At 45.7% G+C, this 23,986-nt stretch carries 22 protein-coding genes; 16 read left to right on the plus strand and 6 right to left on the minus strand.

Annotated features, from left to right (window positions below; genetic code table 11):
* The first annotated feature begins 133 nt into the window (after positions 1-133).
* From H8S84_RS03590 to H8S84_RS03615, 6 genes are all read left to right on the plus strand, one after another.
* Positions 134-1,492, plus strand: a complete 1,359-nt coding sequence (locus H8S84_RS03590; RefSeq protein WP_187065888.1) for a sigma-54-dependent transcriptional regulator — start codon at positions 134-136, stop codon at positions 1,490-1,492.
* Positions 1,482-2,834, plus strand: a complete 1,353-nt coding sequence (locus H8S84_RS03595; protein WP_187065889.1) for a sensor histidine kinase — start codon at positions 1,482-1,484, stop codon at positions 2,832-2,834. The genes H8S84_RS03590 and H8S84_RS03595 overlap by 11 nt, the downstream gene beginning before the upstream one ends.
* Positions 2,835-3,008: 174 nt before the next feature.
* Positions 3,009-3,200 carry a cold-shock protein gene (locus H8S84_RS03600; protein WP_187065890.1) on the plus strand — a complete coding sequence of 64 codons (192 nt, stop codon included), beginning with the start codon at positions 3,009-3,011 and terminating at the stop codon, positions 3,198-3,200.
* 123 nt (positions 3,201-3,323) lie between these two features.
* Positions 3,324-3,551: a hypothetical protein gene (locus H8S84_RS03605; protein WP_187065891.1), complete on the plus strand. Its 228-nt coding sequence runs from the start codon at positions 3,324-3,326 to the stop codon at positions 3,549-3,551.
* 58 nt (positions 3,552-3,609) lie between these two features.
* On the plus strand, positions 3,610-4,065 hold the full coding sequence (locus tag H8S84_RS03610; protein WP_187065892.1) for a cold-shock protein: 456 nt from the start codon (positions 3,610-3,612) through the stop codon (positions 4,063-4,065).
* Between the two features lie 720 nt (positions 4,066-4,785).
* Positions 4,786-6,225, plus strand: coding sequence for an RtcB family protein (locus tag H8S84_RS03615; RefSeq protein WP_187065893.1), 1,440 nt, complete (start codon positions 4,786-4,788; stop codon positions 6,223-6,225).
* Between the two features lie 366 nt (positions 6,226-6,591).
* Here the strand turns inward: H8S84_RS03615 and H8S84_RS03620 are convergent, their stop codons facing one another.
* A complete protein-coding gene (locus H8S84_RS03620) occupies positions 6,592-8,016 on the minus strand; it encodes a S8 family peptidase (protein ID WP_187065894.1) in 1,425 nt (474 codons plus the stop codon).
* A gap of 401 nt (positions 8,017-8,417) precedes the next feature.
* Between H8S84_RS03620 and H8S84_RS03625 the strand changes: the two genes are divergently transcribed.
* The 7 genes from H8S84_RS03625 (at position 8,418) to H8S84_RS03655 (ending at position 15,295) form a co-directional block, all read left to right on the plus strand.
* The gene (locus H8S84_RS03625) at positions 8,418-8,930 is read left to right on the plus strand and encodes a biopolymer transporter ExbD (protein ID WP_187065895.1); all 513 of its coding nucleotides are present in this window, start codon (positions 8,418-8,420) and stop codon (positions 8,928-8,930) included.
* Between the two features lie 160 nt (positions 8,931-9,090).
* Positions 9,091-9,726 (plus strand): protein-L-isoaspartate(D-aspartate) O-methyltransferase, encoded by a 636-nt coding sequence (locus tag H8S84_RS03630; RefSeq protein ID WP_187065896.1) that lies wholly within the window; start codon positions 9,091-9,093, stop codon positions 9,724-9,726.
* Between the two features lie 309 nt (positions 9,727-10,035).
* Positions 10,036-10,254: a hypothetical protein gene (locus tag H8S84_RS03635; RefSeq protein ID WP_187065897.1), complete on the plus strand. Its 219-nt coding sequence runs from the start codon at positions 10,036-10,038 to the stop codon at positions 10,252-10,254.
* A 374-nt stretch (positions 10,255-10,628) separates the two neighbouring features.
* Positions 10,629-12,101 (plus strand): alanine/glycine:cation symporter family protein, encoded by a 1,473-nt coding sequence (locus H8S84_RS03640; protein WP_187065898.1) that lies wholly within the window; start codon positions 10,629-10,631, stop codon positions 12,099-12,101.
* A gap of 174 nt (positions 12,102-12,275) precedes the next feature.
* Entirely contained in the window at positions 12,276-12,752 is a 477-nt protein-coding gene (locus H8S84_RS03645) for a DinB family protein (protein ID WP_187065899.1), read from the plus strand.
* Between the two features lie 185 nt (positions 12,753-12,937).
* Entirely contained in the window at positions 12,938-14,740 is a 1,803-nt protein-coding gene (locus tag H8S84_RS03650) for an AMP-dependent synthetase/ligase (protein WP_187065900.1), read from the plus strand.
* Between the two features lie 222 nt (positions 14,741-14,962).
* Positions 14,963-15,295: an endonuclease domain-containing protein gene (locus H8S84_RS03655; protein ID WP_230407031.1), complete on the plus strand. Its 333-nt coding sequence runs from the start codon at positions 14,963-14,965 to the stop codon at positions 15,293-15,295.
* Between the two features lie 430 nt (positions 15,296-15,725).
* Here H8S84_RS03655 and hrpB read toward each other — a convergent pair whose 3' ends face one another.
* The 4 genes from hrpB to H8S84_RS03675 form a co-directional block, all read right to left on the minus strand.
* Entirely contained in the window at positions 15,726-18,179 is a 2,454-nt protein-coding gene (gene hrpB, locus H8S84_RS03660) for an ATP-dependent helicase HrpB (protein WP_187065902.1), read from the minus strand.
* A gap of 174 nt (positions 18,180-18,353) precedes the next feature.
* A complete protein-coding gene (locus H8S84_RS20290; protein ID WP_187065903.1) occupies positions 18,354-20,267 on the minus strand; it encodes an AIPR family protein in 1,914 nt (637 codons plus the stop codon).
* 163 nt (positions 20,268-20,430) lie between these two features.
* Positions 20,431-20,940: an SRPBCC family protein gene (locus H8S84_RS03670; protein ID WP_187065904.1), complete on the minus strand. Its 510-nt coding sequence runs from the start codon at positions 20,938-20,940 to the stop codon at positions 20,431-20,433.
* Positions 20,937-21,257: an ArsR/SmtB family transcription factor gene (locus tag H8S84_RS03675; protein WP_187065905.1), complete on the minus strand. Its 321-nt coding sequence runs from the start codon at positions 21,255-21,257 to the stop codon at positions 20,937-20,939. Before H8S84_RS03675 ends, H8S84_RS03670 begins: the two co-directional genes overlap by 4 nt.
* 205 nt (positions 21,258-21,462) lie before the next feature.
* On the opposite strand from H8S84_RS03675, the gene H8S84_RS19965 reads away from it, so the two are divergent.
* Positions 21,463-21,771, plus strand: coding sequence for a hypothetical protein (locus tag H8S84_RS19965; RefSeq protein ID WP_222621566.1), 309 nt, complete (start codon positions 21,463-21,465; stop codon positions 21,769-21,771).
* A 116-nt stretch (positions 21,772-21,887) separates the two neighbouring features.
* Here the strand turns inward: H8S84_RS19965 and H8S84_RS03685 are convergent, their stop codons facing one another.
* Positions 21,888-23,174, minus strand: coding sequence for a S8 family serine peptidase (locus tag H8S84_RS03685; protein ID WP_187065906.1), 1,287 nt, complete (start codon positions 23,172-23,174; stop codon positions 21,888-21,890).
* Between the two features lie 323 nt (positions 23,175-23,497).
* Between H8S84_RS03685 and H8S84_RS20345 the strand changes: the two genes are divergently transcribed.
* Together H8S84_RS20345 and H8S84_RS03695 are read left to right on the plus strand one after the other, a co-directional pair.
* Positions 23,498-23,566, plus strand: a complete 69-nt coding sequence (locus H8S84_RS20345; RefSeq protein ID WP_394367993.1) for a pentapeptide repeat-containing protein — start codon at positions 23,498-23,500, stop codon at positions 23,564-23,566.
* Positions 23,567-23,613: 47 nt separating this feature from the next.
* On the plus strand, positions 23,614-23,979 hold the full coding sequence (locus H8S84_RS03695; protein ID WP_187066662.1) for a pentapeptide repeat-containing protein: 366 nt from the start codon (positions 23,614-23,616) through the stop codon (positions 23,977-23,979).
* Positions 23,980-23,986 lie beyond the last annotated feature (7 nt).

Genomic DNA, 23,986 nt, shown 5'->3' on the forward strand with positions numbered 1-23,986 from the left:
TCCGTGCATTTTCGCCCGCAAAGTGTGCGAATTCGCACGCCCCTCTATACTTGCTGCAGCGTTTATCGCTCGTAATCAAGCTGTTGTATTAGTGGCATAATTGTAGTTTATTTCGGTAGTATATTTAGATACCATGCAGTTAAAGAAAGCTTCCATACTTGTAATCGACGACGACACTGATGTGCTGACCGCAGTGCGCCTGCTACTGCGGCCACAGGTAAAGGAGATTATAGTCGAAAAGAACCCGGAGCAGATACCTTCGCTTTTAAAAAACCATACTTTCGACCTGGTACTTTTGGATATGAACTTCAAAAGTGCCCTGAACACCGGTAACGAAGGTCTTTATTGGTTAAAAAAGATAAAGGAGCTGAAGCCTGAGACTGCCGTGATCATGATTACGGCTTATGGCGACATTGACCTTGCCATACGTTCGCTTAAAGAAGGCGCATTTGATTTTGTAGTAAAGCCATGGCATAACGAGAAGTTGCTGAGTATACTCACAGACGCCATCAGTAAGAAAGAAGGAAATGCAAGTATAACTGCCCAGACAACTTCAGCCAAAATCAGTGGAACTGAGATGTTAGGCGAATCGGAGGCAATGCAGGATATTTTTATTAAGATCAAAAAAGTTGCCCCTACCGATGCGAACATACTAATACTTGGCGAAAACGGAACGGGCAAAGAACTTATAGCAAAAGCCATTCACCAACACTCACTTAGAGCCGATAAGCCTTTTATTAAAGTAGATGTAGGTGCCTTAACAGAATCACTTTTCGAGAGTGAGTTGTTCGGCCATAAGAAAGGAGCTTTTACCGATGCCCGAGAAGATCGCGCTGGCCGCTTTGAGGCGGCGCATGGCGGCACTATTTTTCTGGATGAGATCGGAAATATTTCGCTGCAACAGCAGTCAAAGCTTTTAAGTGTACTTCAAAATAGGCAGGTAATACGGCTTGGCTCCAACGAACCCATAGATATTGATGTGCGGTTGCTTTGCGCTACTAACGTACCGCTATCGGAGCTTGCCAATGAGAACAGGTTTCGCAAAGACCTGATCTATCGCATCAACACCGTAGAAATTATGGTGCCGCCACTCCGCAAGCGCAACAACGACATTATACTGCTGGCTAAGCACTTTGCAAACTTATATGCCACTAAGTACATGAAGCCTGAACCTGAATTATCGAAGCAGGCGCAGGAGAAGTTAAAGAGCTACCACTTTCCGGGGAATGTGCGCGAACTGCAGTATGCGATAGAGCGTGCTATAATTATGGCCGACAATTACGTATTGGAGCCACAGGATATACTTTTCTCACCAATAGAGTCTGCGCCTGCTGCAGAGCCACAGCAACAGGAAACGAACCTGGAGGAGCTGGAAAAAGCCACCATACACCTGGTAATGGAAAAGCACGGCGGCAACATGACCAAGGCTGCAAAAGAACTGGGTATTACCCGCACCGCGTTGTACCGACGATTAGGCAAGTATGATATTTAAATCCTTTGAGTCGAAAGTTATACTTCGGGTAGCCCTGCTTCTGCTTACGCTTAGCACGCCTGCAGTTGTTATAATTTATAAGCTGGCTGAGCTGTTGGTGTTTATACTTCCGCTGATCATATACCAGGTGTTCGAACTCATCCGGTTTTTGAAGCAGGCACAGGAAGAGTTTAAGCAGTTTATAGATTCGGTGCATTACCGCGATTTCTCGAGGTACTTCAACGAAAAGCAAGCCCCATCGCAGTTGGAAACGCTGCGTAAAGGGTTCAACGAGATCAATTCTACCTTTAAAGCCCTCAGCACCGAGAGAGAAACCCAGTTCCAGAACCTGCAGAAAGTGATGGAGCTAGTCGATACCGGAATACTTTCCTATAAAATTGACAGCGGCGAAGTAGTGCTGATGAACGAGCCACTCAAGAAGCTGCTGCACCTCCCTTTCATGCAGTCTATCCATTACCTTGCCAGGCGCGACGAAAGCTTGTACGAAGAGGTAAAGAACCTGAAGCCCGGCCATAGCAAAATTGCCACTGCCAACACGGCGCACTTCGATAAAAGTGCATTTAAGGTATTACTGTCTGCCACCGCCTTTCAACACGAAGGCGACAAGTATAAACTGATCGCCTTCCAGAACGTGAACGAGGCGCTGGACGAAACGGAGTCGCAGGCATGGCAGAAGCTACTGAATGTGATGACACATGAAATCATGAATTCGGTGGCCCCTATCTCCTCGCTGGCAGAGACACTCAAAAACCGCCTGCACGAAACAGTTATCAAAGGAGCATCTGCCGACGACATAGAAGATCTGGAAGTTGGAGTAGAAACGATTAAGCGCCGCAGCGAAGGGCTGTTGCGTTTTGCAGAAACTTACCGTAACCTGAGTAAGATCAACCACCTGAACCTGAACACTGTTAACGTACAGGAATTGTTCTCGAACCTGCAGCGGCTCATGCAGCCAACGCTGAACCAGAAGAATATAAAACTGGACGTAGTTTTAAAAGACGCTAATCTATACTTACAAGCCGATCCCAACCTGCTAGACCAGGTACTGATCAACCTGCTGGTAAATGCCATAGAGGCAGTTAAAGAAAGCTCTGAGCCCCAGATCATACTTTCAGCTAACCGGGACGAGCAGGGCAAAACAATAATCAAAATGGCGGATAACGGAAGGGGCATGTCCAAAGAAGTACAGGAAAAAGTTTTTATTCCGTTTTTTACTACTAAAAAGCAAGGCAGCGGCATTGGGCTGAGTTTGTGCAAGCAGATCGTGATGCTGCACCGCGGCACCATACAACTGCAATCCGCTGAAGGCGAAGGAACGGTTTTCACGCTGCGATTCGGTTAAGGTAAAAGTGTAGCTACTTTCACTGATTTACAGCTGAAACTGGCAAGGATTAAAAATAAATTCATCAATTAAAGCCTTACGTAGCAGAATTGTAAACTTTTTATTGTAACTTGTAAAAAATAATGAACAAATACACGCCTACATATGTAGTAAGTGTATAATAATCAAAATCATATGAATAACGGAACAGTAAAATTCTTCAATGACCTGAAAGGGTTCGGGTTTATTAAAGAAGAAAACACAGATCAGGAGTACTTTGTACACGTATCTGGCCTGGTTAATGAGATCAGAGAAAACGACAAGGTAACTTTTGACCTTCAGGAAGGAAGAAAAGGACTAAATGCGGTTAATGTAAAGCTTGCTTAGTCTTGTGATATAACTCATTTGAAAAAGCCTTACGTACGTAAGGCTTTTTTATTTGTATCACTCAACCTTCCGGTTTATCAGGTAAACTGATCCTTATTTCAGGTGGCACGTTAAATAGTACAGATGAACAGAAAATACTTAGTTGACAACATTACCCGCGAGTACATATGTGTGGCACTCCAAAAAGGGCGGGAATGGGAACCGAACAACCAGGATTCGCTGGACAGCTTTATGGAATCAAGATCAAATAAAAACGATCCTGAATTTGAGCTGCTGTCAGGTGAATACAACGACAACTCCTTCTTCGAGAAGTGGATACGAAACGGCACTAATTTCATGTTCCGGTACTAGCCTTAACAAGCCGCCGTTACAGAAAAAGTGGAAATAATTTTTAATCATAAATCAATATATGGGTAGATCACAAGAGACCTTCAGTAAAAAAGAAAAAGAGAAAAAGAAGCTTAAGAAAAGACAGGACAAAGAAGCGAAGAAAGAAGATCGCAAAGCTAACTCCAGCAAAGGACAGGGCTTAGACGATATGCTTGCTTATGTAGATGAGTTTGGAAATATCAGCTCAACTCCTCCAGATCCGACCAAGAAGAAAAAGGAAATAAAGCAGGAAGATATCCAGATTGGCGTATCGAAGCAGGAAGAACCAGACCCGGCTGATCTAATCAGGAAAGGTACGGTTACTTTTTTCAATTCATCAAAAGGCTACGGCTTTATCAGGGACCACGACACACAGGAAAGCATTTTTGTGCACCAGAACGGCTTAACCTGCCCTATCAAAGAAAACGACAAAGTTACGTTTGAGGTGGAGAAAGGCCCGAAAGGATTAAATGCTGTAAGGGTAAAGGCTGCGTAAAACAGTTTTATCGCCAGATATGTAAAGAAGAACATAACAAGATTAACTGTCTTTTCTACATGTAATCACCATAGAACACCAGGTACTCACTCCAAAGTAAGTACCTTCTCTGGTTTATGCTTAAGGTAGTGATCTTATAGATTGAATATATGCTGTTGGAGCAATAACAGCTCTGAAAGACAATACGACATACTACAAAAAAGAAAGGGCTCCTTTTTTAAGGGAGCCCTTTTTTATCATTGAATAGTTATTATCAGAAAACTTTTCAACTTTTAGCCATCCTTTTATACGGCACAGTTTGTAGCAAGGTTACGAGACTCCTAAAAATTTTTATTTTTTATTTTGACTTCGGCGCTGATGTTCTGGGTTATAATGGAAAAATTGTCCGCGTAAGTTGCCATCTCACAATTCCTGCCTACTTAACTTAATCTGTCATTTCGACCTTTGGGAGAAATCTTTCCAGACTTAATGCAGTAGGAATTCTAAAGAGATCTCTCCTGTCGTCGAGATGACAAAAGGCTTACTTTGACGATAATGCCCCCAGCAGCCTAGCAGGAACGGGGGTGGTTGGTCCAAAGTAGCTATAAACCAACAGCAGCCATTTCCGAGCAAAAACCACAAAGCAGCATACTATAGTATGAATTTAGTCCCATCTGTATACATCCACTTAACTCCCTACCAGCTATACTTCGTACAAAGTGTTCTGAAGCGCATTACACTATGACGAAGAAAAAGAAAAAAACAGCCTCCAATAAACTCACAGCAAACGACCTGCTTAAGATCGGTTTTCCGGCAGGTAAACCGCTTGGTACCGCTTTAAACATTGTACACACATACTTTACGGAACTTGGCAAAAACCACCAGATAGAACTGGTGCAGGATGTACTCACAGCCCCAGATCTATACCAGTTGCATGCAACCCTTGGCTCTTTGGCGCAGGCTATACTTGCACATAAAGAAACTGCCCCTGTGGCCCTAAGAAATGAACAGCAGAAATATGCCATTTACGGAGCAGAGGGGATTGAAGAAGGAGCACTGAAGCAGATGGATATTGCCATGCGCTTGCCAGTTACACGCGCAGGCGCCCTGATGCCAGATGCTCACCAAGGCTATGGTTTACCCATTGGCGGCGTACTGGCTGTAGAGAATGCCGTGATACCTTACGGTGTAGGTGTAGATATTGGCTGCCGCATGAGCATGAGCATTTTCGACATACATACCGGGTACCTGGACAAGCACCGAGAAGAGCTTAAAAAGATGCTACAGGATAATACACGCTTCGGTTTCTCCTCTTTCCAGAAGCCTATGGACCACCCAGTGATGGACCGAATGGAGTTTCATGAGATCCCGATTGTACATGAGCTAAAAGACAGGGCATATAGCCAGTTGGGCACCTCAGGGGGAGGCAATCACTTTGTAGAATTTGGCGTGGTAGACATACAGGACGAGCAGAATGAATTTGGACTGCCCCTGGGCTCCTACCTCTCCGTTCTCTCCCACTCCGGCTCACGTGGCCTGGGCGCAAATATTGCCGGCTATTACACCAAAGTAGCCATGGACAGTTGCCGACTACCACAGGAGGCAAAGCACCTCGCCTGGCTCGACCTGGATTCGGATGCAGGTCAGGAATACTGGATGGCCATGAACCTTGCCGGCGACTATGCCTCTGCCTGCCATCATCAGATACACCATCGCATTGCCTCAGCACTTGGAGAAACGCCACTGGCCACCATCGAAAACCACCACAACTTTGCCTGGAAAGAAAAGGATGCCGAAGGTCGGGAGTATATCGTGCACCGAAAAGGCGCTACCCCAGCCGGCAAAGGAGTATTGGGAATTATCCCCGGCTCTATGGCCACTCCTGGTTTTATTGTAAGGGGAAAAGGTGAAGCAGCATCTATAAACTCAGCCTCCCATGGAGCAGGTAGGGTAATGTCCAGGACGCAGGCAAAAAAAACGCTGACCAAACCGCAGGTACAGAAATTTATACAGAAAGCAGGTATAGAAGTAATTGGCTCTGACCTGGATGAAGCACCTATGGTATACAAAGACATTCATCAGGTAATGGCGGCGCAGCAGGACTTAGTTGAAGTAGTTGGCACCTTCCATCCCAGAATAGTGCGCATGAACGGTGACGAGAAGTATATGGAGGTTGATTGATAAGTATAGCTGCCAAACCAAACGGGCACAAAAAAAGACGGGCTTCCGCCAAGAAGCCCGTCTTATATATTGAAAGGTCAATTTAGCAAAATTAAACTTTTCAACTTTTTAGCCACTTTAGTATACGGCATAAAATATACCAAGGTTACAAACAGTTGAAAATTTATGCAATTTTTTTTCTATCACACTTGTGTTTATGGAAATTCAAGCTGCATTAAGGCTTTTGTATGCAAAAATGTCAGCTTTAGCCACTCAAAAATAGTACAAATTAACAGTAGATAACCGAAATGGCAGAACTCTAAAAATGAAGTACAGCTCTACCAGAGCCAGTTATTATCTTTTTGACTTATACTTTATACAGCCTGTCTATTTGTTTGCCACTAAGCTTACAGAGCCACTTACGTTTAAGCGGCCTCCTGTCAAACATTTTCCTGAAAGATCACCTGTTGCTATAGTAGTGCCTAGTATTTCACCTTTGATAATAGCAGCTGATGCTCCAGCGTTTATAGCCGCATATAAAGCCACGGCTCCCGTTACGTGCGGTGTAGCCATCGATGTGCCGCTGTAAGCCCCATAACTGGAGTTACCTCTTTTATCTGGCAAGGTAGAATAAATACCAGATCCAGGTGCGCCAATATCTACTGAAGCAGCGCCATAATTAGAAAAACCGGATTTAGTACCTGTCTTTGTAATGGAAGCCACTGCTATGATGTTTTCGTTTGGGTAACTGGAAGGGTAATGCGGGCTAGTATCGTTGTTGTCACCTACTCCGTCTCTGCCTCCGTTGCCTGCCGCAGCAACAAAAAGTATGTTAGCGGAATTTGCACGCTCAATGGCGAGCTCTAAGCTTTTAGAGTAACCACCACCTCCCCAGGAGTTGTTACTGGCTACAAGGTGTATACCATGGCGTATTTTCAGGTCTGTCAGGTAATCTACAGCTTTAATAGCATTTGCCGTTGTACCGCCCTGTCGGCCCAGGAATTTGGCTGTGATCATCTTTACATTCCAGGTAACTCCTGCTACGCCTTTCCCATTTCCGCCAACGGCTCCAATTGTGCCGGCTACGTGTGTGCCATGGTCATCGTGTGAACCGTCAAAGGTAGTATTGTCATTTCCGTCAAAGTCCCAGCCGTAATAGTCATCAACATACCCGTTTTCATCATTGTCTATTCCATCAATTGGGTCTTCTGTGTTGTGCCAGATGTTAGCGGCAAGGTCTTCGTGCGTGTGCATAACGCCTTCATCTATAATCCCGACTATTACCGTGGCAGCGCCTGTATTACCTGCTGCCCAGGCTTCTGCAGCCTGGCTGCCATATGCATTTTTAGGTGCTATGTTGCTACCATACATGCCCCACAAAGAGCCGTTGGTAAAATAAGGATCGTTAGAAACGGCATGGTGCCGGTAAATATAGTTAGGCTCTGCGAATTCAATCTCTGCTGCACCTTTTAGCTTGTTAACAGCCTCCAGCGCTGCCATAGGCGTATGCACCAGCACAACCCCTTCCCTGTCGCCTGCACGTTCCATCGCCTTTGTCAGGATATTCTCTTTTACTTTTCCACTGATGCGCGACAAGGCCATCATCCTTGCTTCGCCGGACACTCCTGACTTAAACTTAACCAGCACTTCATTGGCTACATGCTCAGGCCCCTGAACAGCTAAAGCTTCCTGGCTTTGCGCCTGCAGCAGGCCTTGTTCGTCTAATTCCTTTTCACAGCCCGACAGTATGGCTGAGGTAAGTACAGCCACAGTAAGCACGACTTTACCTGGTTTTGAGTTAAAATTTCTCATGGGTTAAACTAAATGGGAATGATTAGGGTCCGGAGACTTTAAAAAGTCCGGAAAATCTTTGATACACAATACATGCGCTCTCCATTAAGTCGGCTGTAACACAGCATAAAGAGAGAAAAGGGAAGATTTAAATAGACGTTAAACGCCAAATTAGGTTGTCTTAATATAGTAAAATATTAACCTGTAAATAATTAGCTCTAAACAACAGCATTCATATGCTGGAGTTGTTTTATACTTTGCTAACTCAGCGAAAAAAACCTGGCTTTGTTTATGGAATTCTCCACTTGCCTGCATCAAGTATAAAAACACTCAAACTAAACCCTACAGCTTATGAAACAGCCCGGACACGAAGTATAAGCAAGATCAGTTTCAAATGTTCATCACACTAAAATCTAAACACGATGGCACAGATACAAGAAAACAACACGGCAGGTAAAGGCGGTAAAAGAAGAGCCAAGAGCTCAGCGTTCCACCTGGACATGACACCAATGGTAGACCTTGCCTTTTTACTGCTTACCTTTTTCATGCTTACCACCACCTTTACAAAACTGCAGACGATGGAGCTGGCTATGCCTGCCGATGCCAAAGAAGCTGGTGGCCCGGCACCGATTAAAGCCAAAAATGCCGTTACAGTTATACTTGGCGAGCGAAATGAAGTGTTTTACTATTTCGGTTTTGCAGGCGACAACCCTGAAGTAATAAAGACAGATTTCTCTGCAAACGGCATAAGAAAGGTACTAACCTCGGAACAGATAAAATCAAACCCAAAAGCGGTGGTGCTGATAAAGCCGCTGGAAAAGTCGCGCTACAGCAATTTGGTTGATATGCTGGATGAAATAAAAATTACCGAAACCAAGAAGTTCGCACTTGTACAAGTAGAGGAAGCCGATAAAGAACTGATCGCAGGACTTTAGCAAAACAAGGGAGGCCATACTTTATATTTCTGAAGCAGGCCTCTCATGCACTTCCTACAGCAGGTATTCATTTTGAGTCTTTATCAAGCCATCATGTAGCAGCAGCATATCTAAACTAAATCAGTCCCCTGCGGTAAAAGATAAAAGAGCTCATTGTGCTATGAGAACAACGAAAGAGGAAATGATGGAAAAGCACCTGGTAGCAAGGGGCATTACAGACCAGCGGGTACTGCAGGCTATGTGGGAAGTAGACCGTGTTCTGTTTGTACCGGTTGAGGTGGCAGATCACGTGTACGAAGACAGAGCGTTACCTATAGGTCGGAAGCAGACCATTAGCCAGCCTTACATGGTAGCCTATATGGCACAGGCCCTGCGGCTGCACCCTGATGATATGGTACTGGAGATAGGCACAGGCTGTGGATACAATGCTGCCATTTTATCACGTTTAGCCAGGCATATATACAGCGTAGAGGTAATAGAGTGGCTGGCACATGTAGCAAGAGAAAACCTGGACATGGCAGGCATCCGGAACGTTACAACCCGCTGTGGAGATGGCTATGCCGGCTGGCCTGAGGCAGCTCCCTTCGATGCGATTATACTTACGGCCTCTCCGCCTGCTTTACCGGAGCCGCTCAAGTACCAGTTAACAATTGGCGGCAGACTAATAGCCCCTATCAGGAGAGAAAACCAGAAACTCATACGAATAGTAAGAACGGGCAGAGACATGTTTGAAGAAAGGCAGCTGATGCCCGTACAATTTGTGCCTATGACCGGTGAGGCACAGAAACGATCTTAGCTTTTATCGGCAGCCAAAATTTATACTTGTAAGGGTGCTCTTGTGACCTTATAATGCAGAAGGCTAGCCATAAAGTGAAGAAATAAAATTGAATAATCCGACGTCACTACCTTGCTTTACGCTGCTAATCAACAACTTATAGTAAAGCACCAAATATCATCGTTTCTCCCATTTAAAAGGCTCTTTTACTAAAAACAAAACCTTTTCATATGTTCAACCCGTAGATTATATATATTGTATAATATTACAAGCGCTTTTACAATTATGTATCAAGCGTTTAAATTGTAACAAACTAAAATAATTTCAATAATGAAAAAGTTATTTTTAGCAGGAGCAGTTGTTTTCGCATCGTTTGGTTTTTATGCTTGCGGTGGAGATGACGGCACTACAGAAGGGGAAACAGATGGTACAGTGATAGACACAGACACTACTGTATCAGAAATAGAAGTTGAAAGAACTATCCGTGACGTTGATACTACAGTTACAACTGAAACTGAGACAATCGATCCGGTGGATAACGAACAATAAACAGATATTTAACTAGCAACCAGGGGAGGCAGGAATCAAGGCTACATAAGCTAAAGATTCCTGCCTTCTTTTTTATGCGTTGTCCATCACACTTCCCATTTCCTGCTTCAAATCTCTTGCTTTCCTTTAAAAAGCACCTTCATTTATTCCCGATCATCAGGGCTAACCATCTTTATCCAGGCACAATAGTCACAGCGCTTAAAGGTTTAGCTGTATAGCTTTATAGGATGCTCCCATTCTAATTGCATGCCAAGCCTGAAGGCAGTTCCGAAGGACTTCCGTGCCTAATCCGTAGGATCATCATGCTGAAAATCCGATTTTTTAGCTTATCTTAAAGTTTCGTTCAATCTTAACTTCCCTCCAACCACAGAAACATGGAAAACATTATCTCTTCGATCAATGATATTGTCTGGAGCAATGCCCTTATTATACTTTGCCTGGGAGCGGGTATTTACTTTTCAGTAGTAACCAAGTTCCTGCAGGTGCGCTACCTCCGCGAAATGGTTCGTTTGCTGTTCAAAGGAGAAGCATCGAAAAAAGGTATTAGTTCTTTTCAGGCGTTTACAGTGGCCATTGCAGGCCGTGTAGGCACCGGTAACATTGCAGGGGTTGCTACAGCCATTGCCATGGGCGGACCAGGTGCCATTTTCTGGATGTGGATGATCGCTTTCCTGGGAAGCGCTTCCGCATTTATCGAGGCTACGCTTGGCCAGATTTATAAAGAAACTAAAGAGGGCCAGTATCGTGGTGGTCCGGCGTTCTACATCGAAAAAGGACTGGGAGTGAAATGGTATGCTGTGGTATTTGCTATTGCTACCGTTATAAGTATGGCTTTCTTCTTGCCTGGTGTGCAAAGCAATAGCATTGCCTCCAGCGTAAACACGGCTTTTGATATTCCGGTAGCTGTTACCGGTGGCGTAATCACGTTCCTGCTGGCCCTTATTATTGTGGGAGGCGTAAAGCGAATCGGTAAAGTGGCAGAGGTCGTGGTACCGTTTATGGCGGGTGCTTATATACTGATGTCAGTAGTTATCATCCTGATGAATATAGCAGAAGTGCCTGCTGTTGTTAGCCTGATTTTCCGTTCTGCTTTTGACATAGAACCAGCTTTTGCCGGTGTGTTTGGAATGGCTATTTCGTGGGGTGTGAAGCGTGGCATTTACTCCAACGAGGCAGGCCAGGGCACCGCTCCGCACGCAGCGGCTGCGGCAGAAGTTAGCCACCCGGCCAAGCAGGGATTGGTGCAGGCTTTTTCGGTGTATGTAGATACGCTGTTCGTGTGTACAGCCACTGCCTTTATGATCCTGTTCACAGGGCAATACAATGTGGTTAATCCGGAAGGCGGATTTCTGGTGGAGAACCTGCCGGGCATCCCGTTCGGACCTGAGTATACGCAGTCAGCGGTAAACACACATTTCCCAGCGCTGGGTAGCGGCTTTGTAGCGGTGTCGCTTTTCTTCTTTGCCTTTACTACTATCATGGCCTATTACTACATCGCTGAGACCAACCTGAGCTACCTGAACACCAAAGGCAACAAATGGATGATCTGGGTGTTGCGCGTATTGCTGCTGGGCGCTGTTTTCTACGGCTCTGTTAAAACAGCAGAATCTGCCTGGATGTTGGGCGATATCGGTGTGGGCATTATGGCCTGGCTGAACGTGATTGCCATTATCCTACTACGCAAACCAGCCCTTCGTGCATTAAAAGATTACCAGGCCCAGCGTAAAGCTGGTCTCGATCCCGTTTTTAACCCGCAGCAGTTAGGCATTAAAAACGCCGACCTATGGGAGAAGAAACTAGACGAGCACAAGGATATCCAGGAAGATAAGGAATTGCAGTCAGTGTAATTTGCTGAATCACTTCAGCAATCAACTTACACAGATTTATACTTTTAAAAAAGAGGCGCCACCACAGCGCCTCTTTTGCATTAATAACGCTTGCTTTCGCTTATAAAGGCAGCTTCTCTCCTACTCCTGATACACGTTTGCGTTAAAGAGAATTCATCAATCGTATAACGCGTTATGGAACAGGACAGCGCACTCCGGGCACACCTTGTTAAGCTTTTGAGCGGCGGACAAGCCTATCAACCATTAAGCACTTTGCTGAAAGACCTATCAGCAGAAACTGCTGGTAAAACTGTTCAGGATCTACCCTACACCATCTGGCAATTAGTAGACCACATGCGCTATACTTTGGAGGACATACTCGAATTCATTAACAACCCCAACTACCAGGAACCTAACTGGCCAGACGATTACTGGCCAAAAGAAAAAGCCCCCGGCAATCAGGCTGCACTCGATAAAAGTATAAACGCCATAAGTAAGGGCAAGCAAGAAATGATAAAGCTGGTGCAGGATACCTCCAACGATTTGTATAAACCCTTTCCGCACGGCGACGGGCAAACCCTGCTGCGGGAGGCGCTGCTGGTGGCAGAGCACAATGCCTATCATGTTGGCGAAGTAATTGTGCTCCGGAGACTGCTGGGAGACTGGGAATAAGAATACTGCTTAAAATGGTACAGCTACCAACAGTAGCACTATTGATATAACCACTACTACAACTCAGAATCCGTAGATATAGTAAAGCATTTGAGCTAAGGCAAGGTGCAGCAAGTACAGGTTAAGTGCTTTGTTAGCTACCTTCGCACCGGCTTATTTAAGGTAAGGATTTTGTGAAAGAAAAGATGAACAAGAATTCACAGGCAAAGCCACGTCGCCTGTTCGATTGCATAGCATGGCAACTACAGAACGCTCCGCTAGAGGACATGCTGGCTGCCAAGGAAAATAGTGCCTGGAGAAAGTATAGCACCGCCGAGGTACAGGAGAAAGTTAACCAGATCAGCGGCGCACTCATGCAACTCGGCATTTCCAGAAGTGACGGTACGGCAGAAGGTAGAGATAAGGTAGCTATCGTAAGTCAAAACTGCCCCGAGTGGATGCTGGTAGACTTGGCTATACAGCAAACCGGTGCTATTTCTGTTCCCATTTATCCCACCATCAGCAACAGTGAGCTTCAGTTTGTCCTGCAGGATGCGGGAGTAAAAATGATCTTTGTAGGCAACAAAGCCCTTTACCAGAAGATAAGCCAAATGCAGGATAACCTGCCCGACCTGCAGGCAATTTATACTTTCCAGCAGGTAGATCAGGTGCCGCACTGGACAGAGCTGCTAGCAGACCTAACACCCGAACTGGCCGAAAAGGTAGAACAAAGCAAGGCACAGGTGCAGGAGAAAGACCTGGCCACTATACTTTATACTTCCGGTACTACAGGCGTGCCTAAAGGCGTGATGCTTTCGCACTACAACATCCTGAGCAACATGTTCAGCAGCGCGCCACTGATACAGGAAGTTGGGGTACTCCGCAAACGCACTATCAGCTTTCTGCCTTTAAACCATGCCTTTGAACGCATGGCTACTTACTGCTATTTTTACTGCGGCGTATCCATCTACTACGCAGAGGGAATGGAAACGCTGGCCGGCAATCTGCGTGAGGTAAAGCCAACTCTTTTCACCACTGTTCCGCGCCTGCTCGAGAAGATCTACGAAGGCATTGTGGCGAAAGGCTCTGCCTTAACTGGTATAAAAAAACGACTCTTTTTCTGGGCCCTGGAACTAGCTGAACAATATGAGATCAACACGCCCCTGCCCCTGAGTTACCGCCTGCAACTTGCATTGGCCGATAAGCTGGTTTACAGCAAATGGCGGGAAGCATTAGGCGGTGAGATAAAAGCTGTTATCACCGGGGCTGCGGCTTGCCAGGTACGCTTACTCAAGGTGTTTACCGCCGCTAAAATTGTTGTTATGGAAGGTTACGGCCTTACCGAGGCCTCTCCTATTATCAGCGGCAACCGCTACAGCGAAGAGAACAGGATGTTTGGCACTGTAGGGCCATTGCTGGAGGGTGTGGAAGTAAAAACTGCGGAAGACGGCGAGATATTGTGTAAAGGCCCGAATGTGATGATGGGTTATTATAAGCGCCCTGACCTGACAGCAGAAGTAATGTCGGGTGAGTGGTTGCATACCGGCGACATTGGCACCATGATTGACGGTAAATTCCTGAAAATTACAGACCGTAAGAAAGAACTCTTTAAAACGAGTGGCGGAAAGTATGTGGCGCCGCAGCCCATCGAAAACAAGATGGTGGAGAGTGGCCTGATAGAGCAGATCATGGTGGTAGGCGAAATGCAGAAGTATGTTGGTGCCCTCATTGTGCCAGCTTTCCAGAAGCTAAAGGAGTGGTATGATACTCAGGGCAAAATTTACCCCGGTAACATGGCAGTGCTAGAAGATCAGGAAGCCTGGAAGCTGATCAAAGAAGCCGTAAGCCAGTACAATCGCAATTTCAACCCGGTAGAGCAGGTTAAAAAGTTCGCTCTCATCCCAAGCGAATGGACTATTGAAAGCGGTGAGTTAACTCCTACTTTAAAGCTAAAGCGAAGGGTGATACAGGAAAAGTATAAGGATCTGATCAGTTCGTTGTATGTGTAGGTAAGCTAGGGTTAAGATTTGCAGTATTGTTTGGATAATCAGGTTTATCAAGTTTGATTGATAGGATTCTCAGCAGTACCGGGTCCAACCACCCCTAACCCCTCCTTATCCAAGGAGGGGAGCTTTTTTCCCTACCAATCATTCTGCCTTGCGTTTAATATACTTCATGGATTTACGAACTAAGTGCTCTACTCAGCTACTATGTTACACAACCGAAGATACTTGAAGAAAAACAGAAAGGAGCTGCGTGGTAGTTTGACTCCAGCCGAAGCTGAGTTGTGGAAGCACTTAAAGGGCGGAAGTTTAGATGGCAGGAAGTTCAGGCGGCAGCACAGTGTAGAAAATTATATACTTGACTTCTACTGTCCTTCAGAACATCTAGCGATAGAATTAGACGGTCAAGTTCACAACCATTCTTCAGCAGAGCAAGCAGATCAAGAGCGAGACCAATATCTTAGAAATTTGAACATTCGTGTGCTGCGCTTTGAAAACAAAGATGTGTTCGACAATCTGGAGGCTGTACTACATGAGATCAGCAAGCACTTTAGTAAGTAAGTAAGTAAGAGCTCCCCTCCTTAGATAAGGAGGGGTTAGGGGTGGTTGGACCCGGTGCTGCTGAAAAGATGACAAAGAATGATTGAACCAAGGAACGATTGTCATCCCCCCACCCCCTTCAAAGGGGGACTATCAGCACGAGTAGTTTAAAAAGCAGCAAAAACAATCAGCAATAGGAACAACGAGGCAGGAAATATACCTCCAGATAGCAGAAAAGTCCCCCTTTGAAGGGGGTGGGGGGATGACAATATGCACGAACAATCCTGTCCATTATAAAATCCTGCAAATCCTGATTCAGACAAAAAGACCTCGCGGTGTCTTCACGACCCGCGAGCGTCTGGTGGTTGCTACGTAGCTACAGTCTGTCCATACCAGACGCTCGCAGGACCTCCAACAACTCTCTAACTCTCTAACTCTCTAACTTTCTAACTCAGCCCCCCCTCTCCCAATTCACCTCTGGAAACACCACTTCCAACTGCCGTTTGATCACCCTATAATTCCCTTTCCAGAAACTCTCCAGGTCCGACACAGTAGTGATCGGCTTAAGCTCCGGGGTAAGCAATGCCAGTTCCACCGTCATTTCCCCTTCGTCTACTGTCGGGCTTTCTTCCCAGGCCAGCACATCCTGCAGACGTATTTCCAGCTTGGGTTGTGCGCCATCGGGTTTATACGCCAGCTCTATAGTTGATCCATCCGGCAGGGTCAGGAAAGCAGGGGCCAGTATGTCCAGCCTTGCGCGTTGCTCTTCGTTCAGGTACTTCTTTTCCAGTATCGGCTGCAACTCCAGTTCCATTAGCTCATCGGGGTGCTCGATGTCGTAGAGGTAGGGCTTGAGCCACTCCATGTTGGTCATGAGCAAGGTGCTGGTACTGACGTCGGGCCAGAACTCGGAAGGGCGCCATTTGCGGAGGCTCAGCACGCGGTTCTGCCATTGCGTTAGCTCGTGGTTGAAGTCCAGCAGGTGCTCGCCTTCTGCTTTAATGGCTTCCGACATGGCCGGTACGCGGTGCTTCTCGTCGGGGGCTGGCAGCGGTTTGCTTTGCAGCACGATGCTGCCGATGCGGGTATCCATAGAAGCAGTCAGTTCGCCGTCATTCACGTCCCAATGGTATACTTCCTGCTGCTTTAACAGCGGGGCCAGGTCGCGTGGGTTAAGCGGCGAGGCCAGGAAAATACGGCCCGGGTTATCGCCGGAACCAGCATGCATGTGCGCGACTGCCAGCCAGGGCTCGTGCGCCAGGTCGTCTCTATGACCGGCAGACGCATACTGTCCGCTGGCCAGCTGGAACTGGGCGTTGTTGCCGGGGCGGGCGTAGGCTATGCGCTCGGGGTAGCAATGCGCCAGCAGCACACCGGTTTCATACTCGTCAAAGGTGCCGTTCTCAGGCTCCACGTTAAACAGCTGGCGGTAAGAGCGGGCTATCTTCTCTATCTTGCCGAAACGCTTGCCCTGCCCCTGCTCGCCTCTATACCTGCGCAGCGCTTCTACCCTTAAATTAATGTCGATGCCGGCATTGCGGTCCAGCGGGTCGCGCTCTTCCAGTACGGCGGCAATATCACTTGCCAATGCGGTCTGGTTGCTTTCTTCGGCTTTGAGCAGCATGTGCGCAATGCGCGGGTGGCAAGGCAGCGTGTGCATGCGCCTGCCGTGCTCGGTAATGCGGCCATGCTCCAGCGCCTGCAGCTGGTGCAGCATCTCGGTGGCCGATTGCAGGGCGGCGCGCGGCGGCGGGTTCAGCCAGGTAAGGCCACGGATATCGGTAATGCCCCATTGCGCCATGTCCAGCACCAGCGAGGCCAGGTCTACTTCCAGTATCTCGGGGGTGCGGTGCGGGGCCATGCGCTCCTGCGTGGTTTTGCTCCACATGCGGTAAGCCGTACCCGGCCCCAGACGCCCTGCCCTGCCGGCACGCTGGTCGGCGGCGTCTTTGGAGATGCGCGCTGTTTCGAGCCGCGACAAACCGGACTTCGGATCGAAGCGGGAGCTTTTGCCGAAGCCCGTATCCACCACCACCGAAATGCCTTCTATGGTTAAGCTAGTCTCGGCGATGCTGGTGGCGAGCACCACTTTGCGCCTGCCCTGGCGGTCGGGCATAATGGCGGCGTATTGCTTGCCGAAGGGCAGCATACCGAACAGCGGGTGTATCTGCACGCCCCGCATTTGCTTGCGAAGTATGGTTTCTACTTTCCGGATGTCGTTTTCGCCGGGCAGGAACACCAGGATATCGCCTTCCTGCTCTTTGGCTGCCTGCTGCACCACGCGGGCCGTCATTTCGGGCAGCATGCGATCGTCGGCGTCGCCGGTATAGATGGTGTTGATGGGGTATTGCCGCCCCATACTTTGCGCCACCGGGGCCTGCAGCAGTTTGGTAAGCTGGGGCATATCCAGGGTGGCCGACATCACCATAATGCGCAGGTCCGGGCGAAGCGTGTGCTGCGCCTCCCGGCTCAGGGCCATGGCTACGTCGGCATGGATGCTGCGCTCATGAAACTCGTCGAAGATCACGATGCCGATGCCCGTAAGCGAGCGGTCGCTGTGGATCATGCGGGTGAGAATGCCTTCGGTTACGACCTCGATACGGGTGGCAGCGGAGGTGCGGTTTTCGAAACGGATGCGGTAACCGACGGTCTGGCCTACCTCCTCGCCCAGCAGCTGCGCCAGGCGCTCGGCAATGGTTTTGGCCGCCAGGCGCCGGGGCTCCAGCATGATGATCTTCTGATCTTTCAGCCAGGCCTCGTCCAGCAAAGCCAGCGGCAGCAAGGTGCTTTTACCGGCTCCGGGAGGGGCGTTGACGATCAGCGTGTTCTGCGCCGCCAGGTGCTCCCTAACGGCAGGTATAATTTCCCGAACGGGTAAGTCTATGGTAAATGGGTTGAAGGGCAAGGGGTAATTTTCTTAGCTAAATTAATTACTAAATATCTTCTTAGTAAAAGATATTTATCTCATATTCTTTTACCAACAAAGAACACTACGGCATTGTGCTTTAGTGTTCTTTGTTAATGTATTATTCAAGATATTTGGTCTGAGCTATTTATAAATATGTATCTTTCAAAAAGATTAGATTAGATACTTTTTCTTTACCTCATCAACTTTAAGGTCTTCGAAGTACTTTTTGGGTTTACCATACTTAAAGAATTGTGAGTGAGAATAAGTTTCGTTTCTACCTTTCAAGAATTCGCGTTCTTGTCGTATTAAATCCTCAATAAGCTCATATGCTTTTGTACTTAAATTCCAGATACTCTCTAAATTCTTTAGTTTGAAATCTATTTCTTTAAGTCTTGATAGTTCGCCAATAAAATATAATACCCAATAAGAAGAATAAGATATATATGAACTTTTCTCAAATTCATCTATACCTTCTATTAAAGTTTCTTTTTTCTCAGCTTTAATTTTTTCAATTCTTTCAAAAAGCTTGTATGGGATTAAAAGTTTTTCGGCGTTTATATCATCATTAAATACATCATCATATTTTTCAGCAAATATTATCTTTTTCTGGTTTTTAGCTTCTGATGGCATTTTATTATAGAAAGCCATCAGAACTTGTCCTGCTTTCTCAGAGTCTAACCTATTGTTCTTTGGTTGATCGTAATACTGATTTTTCTTACGCTCATAAAAATACCCTAGGGCTTTTAGTTCTTGCTCCAGCTTTTGTTGAACATAATCAATTGAGCGTATATCTCGACTATTAACAGGATTTTGGCTATTAGTATATTCAGCAATCTTAGTGCTAAGCTCCGTATTGTTAGTCTGATAAATTCTACATAAAATATCTAAATCATCGAAATTATCAGGTTCTGACTCAAAAGCATCATATAATGCATGAATTGTTTGTGAACCATTAACGACTTGAATATTTTCAATTTCTATAATTGGAGAACGCTGGCTTTTTTGATAATAGAAATTGTCACATGTTATAGTTATACCATTGTTAAAATAAAACAACCTATGTCTTTCATCCGAAAGTGCAGTTTGTTTGATATTTCTATTAATTTTGGACCGTTGCTTCAAATATACCCTTACATTATCCTCAAATGCATCTTCCTGTATAGGGTAATTTTTCAAATCATTATAATCTTCTAAATCCGCTTTAGACCTAATTTCTTCATTGTCTAAAACAATTCTAAGTAGATCTCTAACATCTACATTAACAATAAGCGCTCTTATGTCTCCATCAGATTTCTCAAAGAAATTTTTATTTACTGCTCGTAGTTTTGCATTGATGACTAACTTTCCTTTTTTCGTGAGTTTGTTGACAAAATCCTGCATTTTATGCTCGTAAATAGTGAAGTTAGAGTGCAAATTTATTGCATTTTCAAACCTCTTCTTTTCTTGCTGTTCTAAACCTATATAATGGTTTGAGCACAAATGGATATGGAAGTTTGGATTTTGTCTCTGAAATAATTGCCAGATTTCCTCAACTTTTGAAAATAATATTGGATTAACTGTCTCTTCTAAGGCTTCATCCTGTGATAGTAAATCATTGATAAAACCTACAATTTTATCTATTTCAGAGGAAGGAAAGTTTGATTTAGTTTTATCAAATGTTCCCGCATATTTAAAGTTAAAGATATGAATGTCTGCTCTACCTTTATCACTTGATTCATCAATATAAATAGCATCTATTCCTCTATCCTTTCCTTTTCCTTTATTTGTAACGCTTATAAAATGACTATCAGTTATTGAATCTTTAATTTCGTCATCTTGCAAGTCGAACAATAAACTCAAGGCTAAGAAGTAGAATCCGTTTGAATTATCTTTCAAGTCATAATCCTTAACATGTTTTTCAACATGTGTATTAATCACAGAAAAGTCTTGTATTGAAGGTTTTGATTCGTTCATTTTAATTAATTCTAATTCCGTTTTACGAAAATAGCTACTAATATTAAATTTGTTTGATATAATATAAACTATTTTGCCTAAGCTTCTGCTCCGCTGGCGCGAATTTGCAGCTTGTGACTTTTTCTTTTCCACGCAGCTATACCTTCAGCTGTAGTAACAGTACGAGCTGTAAGCTCGCACTAGCAGGCGACTCATGAGTAGTATAAACTATAAAAGCGGGGCTATAAGGTTATGCACCAGCCCCACTTTTATTTATGCTATTAAATATGTATCTCTTTTCTGCAGCTTACAGACCTTATGCCTCCTGTTTCTGAGCAGCTAATAATTGATCGAGATTTTCCATGGCCGCTGTCAGGCCTTCTTTAAAGCCCATCTGGATGGTGGTTTCGAGCTGTGCCAGGTCATCGAATGTGATCAGGTTCTCTACTAAGGTAAGCTCCTGTATGGGTGTAAAGCTTACCTCCCAATCTGATTGCGGCATTTCTGTGTTCACTACGCCTTCCGCATCTGCAAAGCCATCAAGCGCAGTAAAACGCCTTTTAGGATCAATGGTCTTGTAAGTAGCCAAGGCCCAGTGCTCTTCACCTTCCGGGCCAACCATGGCATAGTGCCAGTGGCCACCTTCCCTGAAATCCATGGTTTTGGTGCGGGCTTTCCAGGGTTTAGGCGCCCACCACTGGTCCAGTATCTCGCTTTTTGTGTAAGCATCCCACACAAGCGGGAGCTCTGCTGCAAACTCTCTTTTAACGGTGATCGTTTTGTTTTCCTTGTTCACGGAGAACTCGAATGCAAGGTCGTGTTTCATGGTTTATTTTGTTTTATGTTAGAGAATATCGTGTCGAGTTGGTTAAAACGGTCTTCCCAGATCTTCCTGAACTGTTCCAGCCATTTGTCTATTTCTTTCATTTTAGCAACCTCCAGCTGGTAGTAAATTTCGCGCCCCTGCTGTTCCTGTTTTACTAGCTGGCATTCTACAAGTATCTGCAAGTGCTTTGAAACAGCCTGCCTGCTGGTGTCAAAATGTTCGGCTATCGCATTCGGCGTCATGGCCTGCAAAGCAATTAACCCAATAATGGCTCTTCGGGTAGGGTCTGCTATCGCCTGAAAAACGTCTCTTCTCATACCTCAGTTAAAATATGCAACCGTTTGCTTGCTAATATACGTGCAACTATTCGGTTGCGTTAATTATTTGAGATTTATATTTTGTGTAACCGACTGAATTAGCAGCAGTTATATGTGGATAGTATGAAGTATTTTCTATCTACCTGCACCATCTTGTTATAGCTTTTAGCTCCCGCTGGCGCTGGTATTAAAGTACAAGCCTTACATGAGCAGGAAGTATAATTTTCATAACAAGGAAGGGCTATACTTTGTAAGCTTTGCGGTGGTGTACTGGAATGATGTGCTCACGCGGGAGGAGTACTTTGCCATACAGCCGGCAGTAGTGGATGCTAAGACCTCGCAGCATGCGCAGCTCCTGCGAGCGTCTGGTAGTATAGACTTTTGCTACATCACATCAGACGCTCGCGGGACCTTCGGACACCGCGAGGTCTTTGGCCCCACAGATTTCGGTGAGGCACCGGCAATTCTGGCAGCAGCACAAAAAACCCATCGAGCTGTGAAGCGCTGCCTTTAACTCCCTATGCTATTAAATTTCCGCCCACCCTCAATTTAATGCTCTGCCTTAAAAGATCCCAGGCTTATAAGTTCAGGCAAGCTTAACTTTATCAACTCAACGGTATCATGGAGGTGTTACCACCTGTTACCTTTACCATTACTGTTACACTTCTTGTCACCGCGATAAGCAATTGGATCAGGATTACCGTCTGGGTCACCTAGTGCATAACAATTAAAACCTAATTCGCCTAGCAGTAGCAAACCTGCTACATGTGGCGCTGCCATAGAAGTGCCGCTAATGACTCTATAGCCTCCGTCATTCCAAGACGACAAGACTTGATAACCTGGGGCGGCATAATCTATAGGTGGATTACCCCAGTTAGACCAGCTAACTAGCCAGTCATTGCTATTAATAGCAGATATTGTAAAAATATTCGGACCATTTACTCGAGCCGGAGAATAATTGTTAGCGTCTTCGCCGTCATTACCGGCAGAAATGGTAAACTTAACAATTGCAGAAGCTGCTAACACCGCATCTTCAAATGCCTGATTAGGAGGTCCGCCCAAACTCATGTTTGCCACATCACCACTAGCCCCGTTAGCAGCTACATAATCTACACCGGCAGTAACGCCGGAATAAGTGCCGCTGCCGGTGTAATCCAGTACCTTAACGGCTACTACAGTAGCATCTGCAGCCACACCAACCACACCCACATTATTGTTTTTTGCAGCTATAGTTCCTGCCACATGGGTACCGTGGCCATTCTTGTCATCGGGTGTAAGATCAGGGTCTGATGTAAATACAGACATGCTTCTTGTAACATCTACATTCAGATCCGGATGATCCAGATCAATTCCTGAATCAAGAACCCATGCAGTTTTGCCGGCTCCGTTTCCGGGTCCTCCTACTCTCTGGATACCCCATGGAACATCCTGCGTACTCTCACTTCCGCCGTCTTTAGGGCCTTTACCCGCTGGAGGCGCAAGCTTAATTACTCTGTCCTGCTCAATATAAGCTACACGTGGATCTCGACGCAGTTGCTGTAACTCAGCGATGGAAAGACCTACTGCCATACCCTTAATGGCTGTTCCAAAAACACGATCGATCTTGTCTGAAGCTATACCTTTGCCCCTAAGCAGTGCCTGGCTGGCTGCTCTCATTTTTGCCTGTCGTCTTTCATAGTTGTCTGAGCTACTCAGGCCAAAATCAGCATCATCTTTAAATACCACAATGTATTTACCAGGTATAACAGCCCCGTTCTCCTGTAGTCCCTGGGCTTCGTTTGTGCTAGTGCTACTAAGTGGAGCTACTTCTTCAAGAGTACCCTTCTCACAGGATGAGATCGTAAACGCCGCTGCTACTACCCAAATACACACTATTGCTGGCTTCAGGCTTTTGTTGAGATAAATATCCTTTCTCATATCTTAAAGTTTATATAGTGAAAATTCTACATTACATCTCATGAATTTCATCTACAACTGTAGCTTTGCGGAACAATGTATTGATGAGAGTCAGTTAACTGCCACTAGACGAAACACTTATAACATATTACTACTCTGATACTTACATTATGTTACTTAAACTTCATGCTACCAATGAGAAGCTGTACCTGTCCGGCTATAATAGAAGAAGGGCTGATGATGCTTCAGCCCTTTAAAAATTTTACTCTTACTAAATATTTATCCTGTTTTACCTACACCAGGAGGGCGTTGATCTTCGGAGCCTGTACGAGGAGTTTGGCTTCTTGAAAGGAACAGACCTGCAAGGGGTAAATTTATACGGAGCAGACTTTTCGAACGCAGAGCTTGCATAGCCGAACCTGAGCCAAACCACCCTTACCAACTCCGACTGAACAAAGCCATGCTGGACTGCGCCAATTTAACCTCCGCTAAATTAGCCAACTCCGACCTTTCTGATGCCTGGCTCCGAAATACTAAACTAGACCGGGCCGACCTGAGCTTCGCTAACTTCCGTGGTGCTTACGTAAGCGGAGCCAGCCTGCGAAGAACCAACTTAAACGTAGCCAGATTAAGCCACGCTTTTTTTCATACCGCAGACTTAAGCGGTGCTACCTTCCAGTTTGCCAAACTGGACAGTACCGATCTGAACGGGGCCAAGCTAAGAGATGCCGACCTGTCGCTGGCTGACATGTGGGGCATGAAGCTATTTAATGCCGATCTCACAAAGGCCAAACTTACATTCTCCATTTTAGTAGGTCCGACTTAGAAGACGC

The sequence above is a fragment of the Pontibacter cellulosilyticus genome (genome assembly GCF_014306105.1).
In the GTDB taxonomy this organism is placed as follows: domain Bacteria; phylum Bacteroidota; class Bacteroidia; order Cytophagales; family Hymenobacteraceae; genus Pontibacter; species Pontibacter cellulosilyticus.